The 12716-nt window shown below is 55.5% G+C and carries 10 protein-coding genes; 8 read left to right on the top strand and 2 right to left on the bottom strand.

Translation table 11 applies throughout. From position 1 onward, the window contains the following. Positions 1-69: 69 nt before the first annotated feature. Positions 70-789, bottom strand: a complete 720-nt coding sequence (locus H9I52_RS13365; RefSeq protein WP_139516088.1) for a TVP38/TMEM64 family protein — start codon at positions 787-789, stop codon at positions 70-72. A gap of 232 nt (positions 790-1021) precedes the next feature. Here H9I52_RS13365 and H9I52_RS13360 point away from each other — a divergent pair, with 232 nt between their 5' ends. The 3 genes from H9I52_RS13360 to H9I52_RS13350 all read left to right on the top strand — a co-directional run bounded on the left by H9I52_RS13360 (position 1022) and on the right by H9I52_RS13350 (position 6863). Beyond that, positions 1022-2161 carry a cystathionine gamma-synthase gene (locus H9I52_RS13360; protein WP_187454275.1) on the top strand — a complete coding sequence of 380 codons (1140 nt, stop codon included), beginning with the start codon at positions 1022-1024 and terminating at the stop codon, positions 2159-2161. Between the two features lie 306 nt (positions 2162-2467). Beyond that, a complete protein-coding gene (locus H9I52_RS13355; RefSeq protein WP_187454274.1) occupies positions 2468-3748 on the top strand; it encodes a hypothetical protein in 1281 nt (426 codons plus the stop codon). Positions 3749-4019: 271 nt separating this feature from the next. After that, complete coding sequence (locus tag H9I52_RS13350; RefSeq protein WP_187454273.1) at positions 4020-6863, top strand: TonB-dependent receptor; 2844 nt, start codon at positions 4020-4022, stop codon at positions 6861-6863. 92 nt (positions 6864-6955) lie between these two features. Here H9I52_RS13350 and H9I52_RS13345 read toward each other — a convergent pair whose 3' ends face one another. Beyond that, the gene (locus tag H9I52_RS13345) at positions 6956-7948 is read right to left on the bottom strand and encodes a flagellar motor protein MotB (protein ID WP_316248039.1); all 993 of its coding nucleotides are present in this window, start codon (positions 7946-7948) and stop codon (positions 6956-6958) included. A 173-nt stretch (positions 7949-8121) separates the two neighbouring features. Between H9I52_RS13345 and H9I52_RS13340 the strand changes: the two genes are divergently transcribed. The 5 genes from H9I52_RS13340 (at position 8122) to H9I52_RS13320 (ending at position 12689) form a co-directional block, all read left to right on the top strand. Further along, the gene (locus tag H9I52_RS13340; RefSeq protein ID WP_187454272.1) at positions 8122-9174 is read left to right on the top strand and encodes a class I fructose-bisphosphate aldolase; all 1053 of its coding nucleotides are present in this window, start codon (positions 8122-8124) and stop codon (positions 9172-9174) included. A gap of 141 nt (positions 9175-9315) precedes the next feature. Further along, complete coding sequence (gene accD, locus H9I52_RS13335; RefSeq protein WP_187454271.1) at positions 9316-10215, top strand: acetyl-CoA carboxylase, carboxyltransferase subunit beta; 900 nt, start codon at positions 9316-9318, stop codon at positions 10213-10215. Between the two features lie 215 nt (positions 10216-10430). Continuing rightward, positions 10431-11186 (top strand): OmpA family protein, encoded by a 756-nt coding sequence (locus H9I52_RS13330; protein ID WP_262386072.1) that lies wholly within the window; start codon positions 10431-10433, stop codon positions 11184-11186. A gap of 200 nt (positions 11187-11386) precedes the next feature. After that, the gene (locus H9I52_RS13325) at positions 11387-11671 is read left to right on the top strand and encodes a YMGG-like glycine zipper-containing protein (protein ID WP_262386071.1); all 285 of its coding nucleotides are present in this window, start codon (positions 11387-11389) and stop codon (positions 11669-11671) included. A 307-nt stretch (positions 11672-11978) separates the two neighbouring features. Then, positions 11979-12689, top strand: a complete 711-nt coding sequence (locus H9I52_RS13320) for an OmpA family protein (protein WP_139516094.1) — start codon at positions 11979-11981, stop codon at positions 12687-12689. Positions 12690-12716: the final 27 nt, after the last annotated feature.

Raw genomic sequence — 12716 nt, 5'->3', positions numbered from 1 at the left:
GGGCAAGAGACAGGATACTTTTAAGCGAAAATTTCCACTCCTAGTCCCGCAACCCACTGAAAGTCAGTTTTAATTTTTTTTATGCTGCTCGGTAGCGCTCCGGCCAAGGGCGCGCTTCAGAGCTTGATTAAATACGTAGTAGAGCCCAAACAGCGAGACCACCACTAGCCCCAGCAGCAGCAGTTTGCCCGCCGTACCTGTATCAGGATTGCGCACCAGCGCGAATACATCCTGCGCTTTGGTACCCAGCCAGTAGAAAAACAAGCTGCGCGGCAGCATACCTACTACCGAAGCCAGCAAAAAGCGCCGCGGATTGACGCGCATCACGGCCAGCACGAACGTCATCAGGGCGAAGGGCAGCACGGGCGAGATGCGCGTCAGCAGGATGAGCTGCCAGCTTTCGTGCTTCAGTTCGCGCATGACGGCATCCGCCTTCGGGAAATGGCTGAGGAAAGCGAGCATTTTGCCGTGGTCGAGGGAAGTGGCAATGCGGTAGCCAACTGCTGCGGCTAGGGCATAAGCCGCTACCATGCCCGGAAGCCCCGACCAGCCGAAGTAAAAGCCGGTCACGAGCGCCACAAAGGTGGTGGGCGTGAAGGCAAACGCCATGGTGAAGGCAATCACGATGAAATAAAGTATTGATTGCCAATTGCTTAGATGTTGAAGTAGCGCTTGGTGCCGGTACAGCAGGATCGTGAGCGAAGAGCTGCCGAGCAAGGGCAGGGCTACCAGCAAAAACATAGAAAGCAGGGTGGAGGCGTTTTTCTGGAAAAGCTCTTTCAGGAACATAAGCAGCAACAAAAGGGGCCTGCCACAACCGCCGGCCCGAACTCGAAAGGTAAACGTAGGAATCAACTCGGCGGCTATGCTTCGGGTTCTATTCCTGACTTACGCGTGGGTGTTTCGAAGAATTACGGACGTGTTTGCGGTGGTAAAATAATGTCTCGTGGGCCTTCTTACCTTTGAGGCCGTAGTAACAAGTCGCGCAAAGTGCCCATGTGGCCTTTCTAACCACCTACTTATGAAATTCGGTACCAAAACCATTCATGCGGGCGTGCACCCGGACCCCACAACCGGCGCCATCATGACGCCTATTTACCAGACTTCGACCTACGTGCAGCGCTCGCCCGGCGACCACAAAGGCTACGAATATTCACGGACCCACAACCCCACCCGCACGCAGTTGCAAGATGCGCTGGCCGCGCTCGACAACGGCCAGCACGGCTTGGCGTTTGCCAGCGGCATGGCCGCTACCGACTGCATCGTGAAGTTGCTCAAGCCCGGCGACGAGGTAATCTCAACCAACGATTTGTACGGCGGCAGCTATCGCATTTTCACGAAAGTGTATGAGCCCTTGGGGATTAAGTTTCACTTCGTGCCGATGCACGATATGACCAGCGTGCGCGAAAAAGTAAACGAGCGCACCAAGCTGATTTGGGTAGAAACGCCCACCAACCCGCTGCTCAACGTGATCGACATTGCGGCTGCGGCGGCCGTGGCCAAAGAAGCCGGCGCGTTGCTGGTTGTCGACAACACATTTTCCACGCCGTATCTGCAAACCCCGCTCGACCTCGGCGCCGACTTGGTGGTGTATTCGCTGACCAAATACATGGGCGGCCACTCCGACGTGGTAATGGGAGCCATCGTGCTGAAAGACGACGAGTTGCACGAGCGCCTGCGCTTCCTGCAAAACGCTTGCGGCGGCACGCCCGGCCCCCAAGACTGCTTCCTGGTGTTGCGCGGCCTCAAAACCCTGCACATTCGGATGCAGCGGCACTGCGAAAACGGCCGGGCCATTGCAGAATATTTGCAGGCACATCCTAAAGTAGGGAAAGTGTATTGGCCTGGTTTTGAGCAACATCCCAACCACGAGGTGGCGGCTAAACAAATGCGCGACTTCGGGGGCATGATCTCGTTTGTGCTGGACGGCGACCGGAAAGAAGACGCCATCGCGGTGCTCGAAAAGCTCGAACTGTTTGCCTTGGCCGAAAGCCTGGGCGGCGTCGAGAGCCTGTGCGGACATCCTGCCACCATGACGCACGCCAGCATTCCGGCCGAAGAGCGCCTGAAGGCTGGTCTCAGCGACTCGCTCATCCGTTTGAGCGTGGGCATTGAAGATGTAGAAGATCTGATCGAAGACCTGAAACAAGCCATCGGGTAACCGAGCCGCCCGATAAGTCATTTCTAAAACGGGGTGCTGTAAATTGCTGTCGGTCAGTAGTTTACAGCACCCCGTTTTCTGTTTCGGGACTTTTCGTGACATTTAAATTTAATTAATTGATTATCAATATTTTATGGTTTAATAGATAGTCTGAAACGTCACTTGTAGCTTGCTGCTTATGCCTCCCGAGCACCCAAACGCCAGGGAAAATTTCCTCTATTTTTGTCCGGATGGCGAGGGTAGTATCGAGCACTAGTTGTTGTGCCGCACTCTCGCGTTGTTGTTACGTCTGTTGTTGCCCTTCTTATGAAGCTAAACTACCAGTACCCAGTGCTTTATCTGATGCTGTTCATCCTGTTGCTGCTGGCTGTGCCGCACGCAGGCTTCGAGTCAGACATGTTCTATTGGGTACACTGGAGCACCACCATCTTCGAGCGCGGACTTGGCAACGTGTATGGGCTCGGCAATAACGACTATAATCCGCTGTACCACTACATCTTATACCTATTTGGTAAGATGGCTGGCAGCGTCGAAAAAATTCACCATTATCCTCATTTGCTCAAAGGCTTTACCCTGCTCTTCGACTTTGCCGGGGCTATTTTGGCGGCTTCGCTGGTTTCGGATCGGGACCGGCGGTTTATGCTCTCGCTGTTGCTGCTTTTCAACATGGGGTACCTCTACAACACCCTGATCTGGATTCAGGTAGACAGTATTTTCACGTGCCTTGTTTTTGTGGCGGCGCTGTTGGCTGTGCGGGGGCAGCCGGTCGGGAGTGCCCTATTTTATGTGCTGGCCCTCAATGCCAAAGCGCAGGCCATTATTTTCCTGCCGCCGTTGCTGTTTCTGTGGTTTCCGCAGTGGGTGCAAGCCCCCACAAAACTCCTGCTGACGGTGGGCGCGGTCGTGGCGCTGCAAGTGCTTATTCTGGCACCTTTTATCTGGGGTGGCGACGCCAATTACCTAAGCCGGATCATCGAGATCAATACCACGGCCGTCGATCGCTACCCGTTCATCACCATGAACGCCGCGAACGTCTGGTATTTGCTGATACCCAATAGTCCGCTACGGGATACGCCTGATACTGGGACGTTTATGAACCTAACTTACAAGCACTGGGGCCTAATCATGTTCTTCCTCGCGGCGGGGCTGGCGCTGTTGCCGCTGTTTGTAGCGGCGGTGCGGAGTGTGCTTACGGGGCAGCGGCCGGGCAAAGAGCAGCTAGCGCTGGTGTTGCTGAGCTTCGGGTTGGTTCCGCTACTGTTTACGTACTTCAACACCCAGATGCACGAGCGGTATTGGCACGCCGCCGTTCTGTTTTTGGCGGCTTATGGATTCGTGACGCGCGAATACGTGCTTTACGCGATCACGTCCATCGCCTACTTTCTGAACCTGGAGTCGGTGATGCATTTTCTGGGGCTCAAAAAATACGGCATTCTGTTCTTCGATTACCGTTTTTTGGCGGGGCTGTTTACCCTGGTGATCGTGTTGGGTATCTGGAAAATTTACCGGCGTGCCCCGCTGAAAGAGCATTGGCTGGCGATGTGGCGCAGGCAGCCGCAGCCCGAATCGCTAACGGCAGCCTTTTAGGAGCTACAGAAAAGTAAGCTTATCCGGGTTTGAAGTCTGCACGGTCGCGCTTTTGCGACCAGGCTTCGCCGTGCCCAATAAAAATGGCCGACAGCAAACGATTGAATAGCTAAAAATTTCATTATTAGGATTTTAAGCTGTAATATTTCTCTACATTACGAAGCTGATAAGGCTGAGCTTCGATCAGTAGACCTGAAAGCAGTGTTGTTGTCTGCTACATTCTGAGCAGCTCGAACTCGTTCTTTTAACCCGTTAACTCTCCCTGACTTTTATGAAAAAACGGATACTATTTCCCTTGGTCCTGCTGCTAGTGCTCATATCGATGAGCCAGGCGTGGGCGCAGAACCTTACGGTGACGGGCCGCGTGACCGGCGCGAGCGGCGCGGCACTTCCCGGCGTGACCGTGTTGCAGCGGGGCACGACCAACGGCACCTCCACCGACGGCGAAGGCCGTTACAGCATCGCGGTGCCTGGCACGGCCACGCTGGTTTTTTCGGCTGTAGGGCAGGTTTCGCAGCAAATTGCCGTCAACGGCCGCACCAACCTCGACGTCCGGCTTTCGGAAAGCCAATCGGAGCTGAACGAGGTGGTAGTAACTGGGTCGCGGGCTACGGAAGGCCGTTCCAACATTCTGACTACCTCCCCAGTCGACGTAATTTCGGCTCGCGAAATAAAGGCGTTTGCGCAAACAGATGTTAGTCAGATACTTACCTATGTGGCGCCTTCGTTTCAGTCGTCGCGCCAAGCAGTATCGGACGGCACCGACCACGTAGACCCGGCTAGCTTGCGCGGCCTCGGTCCCGACCAGGTGTTGGTGTTGGTGAATGGCAAGCGCCGCCACACTTCGGCGCTGGTCAACATCAACGGTACAGTAGGCCGCGGATCGGTGGGCACCGACTTGAACGTGATCCCAAACGCTTCTATCAAGCGCATTGAGGTCCTGCGCGACGGTGCCGCTGCCCAGTATGGCTCCGACGCCATTGCGGGCGTCATCAACATTCAGCTCAAAGACGACAGCACCGGCGTGCAAGCCAGCAGCACCGTGGGGCAAACCTACGAGAGCGACGGCCGCCTTTACCAAGCCGATGCTAACGTGGGCCTTGGGCTCGGCGGCCGGGGCTATGTGGACGTCAGCGGCCAGTTTAGCAACCGCGGTTACACCAACCGTTCCGGCATCGACACCACACCGCTCATTTACTTAGGCAGCGGCGGCACGTACCCCAGCAGCGCCAACACCGAAGACAAACGCCGCGCCCTCAAAGCGGAAGACGATGCTTTGGTCGCTAAAAATGGCTTTGATCGGAAGGACATGCGTGTTGGCCAATCGGAATCCCGTAACTACGGTGGCTTCCTGAACTCGGCTTACCGACTGGCTCCTTCCATTGGCTTGGAGGCGTACCTTTCGGGGGGCATTACGCACCGTACGGGCAAAGCAGCCGGCTTTACGCGCTTGCCCAACCAACCCACCCAGATTGATCTGGGGCTTTATCCGAATGGGTTTCTGCCGTTCATCAACACCACCATCAACGATCAGTCGTTTATTGTGGGGCTGCGGGCGAAGGTGGCCGGCTTTGATGCCGACCTGAGCAACACCTTCGGCCGCAACGAAATCCAGTTCGACATCACCAACACCCTCAACGCTTCGCTGCCGCTGGGCACCAGCCCCACCGAGTTTTACGCCGGCCAAATCGCGTTTCGGCAAAATACTACCAACCTGAACTTTACGCGTCGCTTCACCGACGTAGCCTCCTTGAGCACGCTCAACGTCGCTTTTGGCGGTGAGTTTCGCAGCGACAACTACCAAATTGAAGCCGGCGAAGAAGGCTCATATGTAAACGGTGGCCGCGTGGTAGTGCCCGCTTCCGGCACTACACCCGCGACTTTTGCGGCGGCTGGCGCGCAGGTGTTTCCCGGTTATCAGCCTAGCGATGCGCTAAATAAGTCGCGCACCAACATTGCCGGGTATATCGACCTGGAAAGCGACCTGACCGAGAAACTGCTCGTAGGTGCCGCCGGCCGCGCGGAGCGCTACAGCGATTTTGGTGGTAACGTAAGTGGCAAGTTGTCAGCGCGTTACAGCATTTTGCCTGATGTTGCTATTCGGGGCACACTGGGCAACGGCTTCCGGGCGCCTTCGTTGCAGCAACGGTATTTCACCAACACCAGCACCCAGTTTGTGAGCGGCGTGCCGCAGCAGGTACTTACCGTCAGCAACGATAACCCCGTGGTGCGCAACCAGTTTACCGACACGCCCAAGGGCTTCGGCGTATCGTCCCTGAAGCAGGAGAAATCGACTAACTACAGCCTCGGCCTCACGGCGCGCCTCTTCAAAACGGGGACGTTGACCGTGGATGCCTACCGCATCAACATCCGCGACCGCATTGTGCTGTCGTCGCAGTTTGCGCGCAGCGGCGTGGCGACGGGCACCGTCGATCAGATTCTGGCTTCTTATCCGGAAATCGGTCGCGTTCAGTTCTTTGCCAATGCCATCGATACCCGTACCCACGGCGTCGATGTGGTGTTCAACGAGCGCCTGACGTTTGGCGAAAGCCGGGTGGGCTTCACGGCTGCGGCCAACTTCAACGAAACCAAAGTGCGGAAAGTCCGCAGCTCCTCGACCATCGACAACGCGCCAGTGACGGCCACGCAAAACCTGCAAAACACGCTCTTCGACCGTCAGCAGCGCAACCGCATCGAGTCGGCCCAGCCGCGCAACAAAATCAACCTGACCGCCAACTACGGCTACAAGATTTTCAACGTGGAAGTCCGGACCGTACGCTTTGGAGAAGTGCAGTATAAAGATGCCGACCCAGCCCGCTCGTTCATCGACCAAACCTTCTCGGCCAAGTGGGTTACCGACCTAACCGTAACCGCACAAGTGCTTAAGGAACTGGGAATTACCTTCGGCGTGAACAACATTTTCAACGTATATCCCGATAAGTTCATCGCCAACCCGCGCAACAACCCGTTGAACTTCTCCGTGGACCCAACCACTAGCTACAGCTCGTCGCTCGACAACACCAACCGCGGACGCATTGTCTACAACCCCAACCAGTTTGGGTACAACGGCGGCTTCTATTTCGTTCGGGTAGTGGTAGCGCTGCCCACCAACTAACGGCGCTTGACGTTCCGTTTCGTTGGCTCATATTAACAAAAAGGCCCGTTCTCAGCGAGAACGGGCCTTTTTGTTAAATGTTTGACAATCAATTACTTAGCGTCTGAGGTAGAATTGGTATCCAGAATCTTAAAGAGCTCATCCAGCTTGGGCGTCAGGATGATTTCGGTGCGGCGGTTCAGGGCTTTGTTGGCGGGCGTATCATTCTTAGAAACAGGTAGATACTGCGAGCGGCCCGAAGCCGTGATGCGTTCGGGTGCTACGCCGCCGGCGGTGAGCAGCCGCGAAATTTCGGTGGCGCGCAACACGCTTAGGTCCCAGTTGTCCTGCATGCCTTGGGTGCCTTTTACAATCGGCACGTTGTCGGTGTGGCCTTCCACTACCACATTCACGTCGCGTTGCTCTTGCAGCACAGCGGCCAGTTTTTTCAGGGCTTCCTGCCCTTTGGGGTCGACTTTGGTAGAGCCCGATTTAAACAAGAGTTGTTCGGAAAGCGACACGTACACTTTGCCGTCTTTCATTTTTACCTGCAGATCGCTGGCCTTGAAGCTGAGCAATGCGTTGCTGACCTTGGCTTTCAAGTCGTTAACGGCTTTGTCTTTAGCGGCCAAGGCCTGTTGCAACTCAGCCACTTTGGCTTCCCGGGCTTTCAGATCGGCGTTGGTCTTTTGCAAGCTGGCGTCGAGTTCGCCCAGTTCGGCTTCGCGGCGCGCTAGGTCTTTCGCCACTTTGTTGTAGTCAGCCGACTTATCGGCCATGGCGCGGTCGCTGTTTTTGAGCAGCTTATCGTAGCTGTCGGTTAGTTGATTATAAAGCGTGCGCGTACGGCGCAGGGCGTTGCCGGTCTGCGTCGAGTCGTCGACGAGGCGGCGATTGGTGAGGCGCAGCTCGGCCAGTTCATCGGAGGCCTTTTTCAGCTCGGCTACGGCTTGGCGTTGCTGGCGCTCTACGTCGGCTTTGGCTTCTTCGGTGGCCGTCTGGCGGGCCCGCAAATCGTCGTATTTCTTGGAGGCCACGCAGCTTGGCAGCAGCGTGGAGGCCGCTAACGCCAGCGAGGTCAGGAGCAGAGGGGAGGAGTACTTCACAGAGAAAACATCTGGTAAAACGAGGTTCGGGCCCGGTAATCGACCTGACTACACAGACCCGCGACAAGGTAGCCACTGGAGGCCGCATCTTCCAACCCACGGCCTCCGGCAAACCGATTTTCGGCCTATATTTGTCCACTGATCTCTGCCTCTTTTCCCCAACCCAACCCTGAATGGCTTCTGCAACTTTCACCCGCTCGGCCGAAGTGGAAGCACTACTGCAGCACGAGTGCAAAACCGTGGCGAAGGACCTGCTGCACCAGCCCGGCCCCGATTTTCTGGACCGTTGCTTTGTGCCTTCCAACCGTACGCCGCAAGTGCTGCGCGCACTGGGGCAGCTTTACCACCACGGCCGCTTGGCGGGCACGGGCTACATGTCAATTTTGCCGGTAGACCAAGGCATTGAGCACACGGCCGGCTCTTCGTTTGGCCCAAACCCCATCTATTTCGATCCGGAAAACATCATCCGGCTGGCCGTGGAAGGCGGTTGCAATGCCGTCGCGACTACGTTTGGCACCTTTGGCACCGTCGCCAGAAAGTACGCGCACAAAATCCCGTTCGTGGTGAAAATCAACCACAACGAATTGCTTACGTACCCCAATAAGTTCGACCAGATTCTGTTCGGATCGGTGGAAGAAGCTTGGAACTTGGGCGCAACGGCTGTGGGAGCGACGATTTATTTTGGCTCCGACGAGTCGAACCGGCAAATTCAGGAAGTATCGGCGGCTTTTGAGCGGGCGCACGAGTTGGGCATGGCCACCATTTTGTGGTGCTATACCCGCAACAACGCCTTCAAAACTGCCGACAAAGATTACCATGTCGCGGCCGATCTGACGGGCCAAGCCAACCACTTGGGCGTGACCATCGGGGCGGACATCATCAAACAAAAGCTGCCGGAAAACAACGGCGGCTTCACGACCCTCAAATTCGGCAAAACCCACCCGGCTATGTACGAGTCGCTGTCGTCGGATAACCCGATTGATCTGACTCGTTACCAAGTCGTTAACTGTTATATGGGCCGCATTGGCCTGATCAACTCCGGCGGCGAAAGCCTCGGCGCCGGCGACCGTGATCAGGCCATCAAAACGGCCATCATCAACAAGCGAGCGGGCGGTCAGGGCCTTATTTCGGGCCGGAAAGCATTTCAGCGGCCTTTTGCCGAGGGAGTGGAGTTGCTGAACGCGATTCAGGACATTTACCTCGACGAGTCCATCACACTAGCGTAACGAAAAGAGTTATCCTTTGTTTGTATAAGCATCAGTAAATCAGGTGGTTATGAATTAGGCTTTTGAATGCCGAATTCGTCTGACTTACTCGCAACTTTGCTACCAACTGTAGGGTAACGGATACACGATAATTTCAACAATATGTCTTGGTTTAAGCGCGTAGAAAAAGGCATTGTCACGCCGACGGAGGAAAAAAAGGAAACTCCCGATGGCCTGTGGTACAAATGTCCCGAGTGCAAAACGGTAGCCACCATGGCCGAGCACAAGCGGCTGCTCTATACCTGCGCCAAATGCAATCACCACGATCGGATCGACTCGGACGAGTACTTCGAGATTCTGTTCGATAACAACCAGTTTGTGGAGCTGGACGCTGAGCTGAGCTCGGCCGACCCGTTGCACTTCGTCGACACCAAAGCCTACCCGCAGCGCGTGGCCGCCACGCAGAAGCAAACAGGCTTGCGCGATGCCGTCCGCACGGCACACGGCCACCTAAACGGGCTGGGCCTGGTGGTGGCGTGCATGGATTTCAAATTCATCGGTGGCTCGATGGGCTCGGTGGTAGGCGAAAAGATTGCCCGCGCCATCGATTACGCGCGCCAAAACCGCCTACCGTTCCTGATGATCAGCAAATCGGGAGGAGCGCGCATGATGGAAGCTGGCTACTCACTGATGCAGATGGCTAAAACGTCGGCTAAGCTGGCGTTGCTCTCAGAAGCGGGCCTGCCCTACATTTCGATGCTCACCGACCCCACCACGGGCGGCGTAACGGCTTCGTTTGCCATGCTGGGTGACTTCAATATTGCCGAACCCGGCGCCCTCATCGGGTTTGCAGGGCCGCGCGTGATCAAAGAAACGATCGGCAAAGACTTACCGAAGGACTTCCAAAGTGCCGAGTTTGTGCTGGAGCACGGCTTCCTCGATTTTATCGTCGACCGCAAAGAGCTAAAGCAGCAACTCACCGACTTGCTGCTGTTGTTGCGCCCCGTGGAAGTGTCGGCGGCGGCCGAAGCCACTGCTCCGCGGACGAAACAGCGGGTATAGCGCCGCTGCGTTTTCGGCAAGCTTTTTGGAAAGCCTGACAATCGTGTTCTGAGCGCGAATGTTGGGCTTTTCTGGCTTTGTGGCTGGTTATTAGTTCACTCCCAATCAGTTGCAGGCATCACCTGCAGTGCTAAGAACATTTTTAGCCAAAGCGGAGTAAAGCACCAACGGAAGCGAACTCCACTGTTCTTTTTCTTTCCACCAATTTTAATCTGATGAAATCTCCCAAATCCATTCTCTCTTTCTTCATGGCACTCACGTTGCTGTTGGGCTCTTGTGCTACCTCCCAGAATGCGGGCAGTAACACGGGCAACACCAGCAACTTACCCGAAGGCAACGGCACTGGCGCTCGCAAAACGGGCATGAGCAAAACGGCCAAAGGTGGCTTACTAGGTGCTGGTGGCGGAGCGGTAGCAGGAGCTGTACTGGGCCGCGTGATCGGGGGCAAATCGGGTACGGCAGCCGGAGCCATCATCGGAGCCACTGTGGGTGGAGCCGGCGGTGCACTCATCGGACGCAAGATGGACAAGCAGGCCGAAGAACTGCAGAAGGACATGGCCAACGCCAAAGTTGAGCGCGTAGGCGAAGGCATCAAGATCACCTTTGATGCTGGCATCCTGTTCGACGTGAACAGCGCCACGCTGCGCCCTGCTTCGATGACGGAAATCGAGAAGATGGCCACCACGCTGCAGAAATATCCCGACACCAATATCCTCATCGAAGGCCATACCGACAACACCGGTAGCGACGCCATCAACCAGCCTCTGTCGGAGCGCCGCGCTGAATCGGTAGCTGCCTACACACGCCAGAAAGGCGTGGATGCTGCTCGTATTTCCACAAAAGGCTACGGCTCTACGCAGCCGATTGCTGACAATACTACTGCTGAAGGCCGTCAAGCCAACCGCCGGGTAGAGGTAGCAATCTATGCCAACGAAAAGATGAAAAAGGCAGCCGAAGAAGGTCGTCTGTAATCATTTGAAAATCAACAGTTTAGTGAAAAAGGCCGCGCAGATTGTGCGGCCTTTTTTGTGGAAATCATGGTGCTAGTACTGGGAGGTAACGTGGGATAATAGCGAGCAACTTGTGCTTCAGCTTTCGTGTAACCTTGGACCCGGCTACTTGCGTTGAAGATGCATAATCCCATTGTTCATTTTCATTAAACTAGGAAGTCATGAAAACCTTCAAGTTATATTTGGCCATGATCGTGGCCATGATTATGCTGAGCACCAACTTCGCCCACGCCCAAACCACCAAAAAAGGTTGGAGCAACAAAGGCAAAGGCGCTGCCATCGGGGCGGGTAGCGGTGCCGTAGCCGGCGCCGTGATTGCCGGTAAAGGCGATCGGGGCAAAGGCGCTTTGATCGGCGGCGCGGCAGGTGCTGTAGGCGGCGCCATTATTGGCCGCAAAAAAGACAAGAAGAAAGACCCCGTGCGGTACAGTGCTTATAAAAAATAAGGCTGTCAAGCCATCCAGGCACCGCTTTAAGGGCTTTGATTGCCAAGACCACATCAAAAAGATGTGGTCTTATTTTTTGTCGTAACCGCGTTGTTTTTCAGGGTTTTTGCAGGAATTTCGAAGGACAAAAAACCTTGTTATTCTCTTGATAATGGGTTTTTATGCAATTTTGGGGCGCGCTTCCCGTTTTTGGCAAGGTGGTTGCAATTCAAGTGACCGCAGCTGGTAGCCACCGCAAAATCTCTTTAGGTGGCCAAGCGCATTCCCCAACTGCTTCCCAAATCATACCAAAACAAACCCCAAGATTATGACAACGTTCCGCTCATATTTCGTAGCTCTGCTCGCCTTGCTGTTGCTCGGTAGCAACTTTGCGGAAGCTCAAACCACGACCACTACAGCCAAGAAGCCGTGGAGCAAAACGGCCAAAGGCGGCCTGATCGGGGCCGGTGGCGGTGCCGTAATTGGTGGCGTACTCGGCCGCGTGATTGGCGGCAAGAACAGCACCGCTGGTGGTGCCATCATCGGAGCCGCAGTAGGCGGTGGTGCCGGTGCCCTGATCGGCCGTCGGATGGACAAGCAAGCTGCTGAGCTGAAGAAAGACATGGCCGGCGCCACTGTAGAGCGCGTTGGCGAAGGCATCAAGATCACCTTTGATTCGGGTATCCTGTTTGCCAAAAACTCTTCTAACCTGACTTCGACTGCGCAGGCCAACATTGCTAAGCTGGCTGCTACGCTGATCAAATACAAAGACACCAACGTGCTGATTGAAGGCCACACCGACAACACCGGTAGCGATGCCATCAACGATCCGCTGTCGGTACGCCGCGCGCAGGCCGTTGCTAATTATGCCCAAGGCCAAGGCGTGGAGTCTTCGCGTTTTGAGGTGAAAGGCTACGGTTCGCACCAGCCCATCGCCGACAACTCGACCGAAGCTGGTCGGGATGCCAACCGTCGCGTGGAGGTTGCCATCTATGCCAACGAAAAGCTGAAGAAAGCTGCCGAAAAAGGCCAGATCTAAGCTTCGACAATTTCGCACTACACCTAT

It is taken from the genome of Hymenobacter sp. BT491 (assembly GCF_014349165.1).
Taxonomy (GTDB): Bacteria; Bacteroidota; Bacteroidia; order Cytophagales; family Hymenobacteraceae; genus Hymenobacter; species Hymenobacter jejuensis.
Note: the sequence above shows the minus strand (reverse complement) of the source record. Positions and strands in the feature narration are given on the sequence as shown.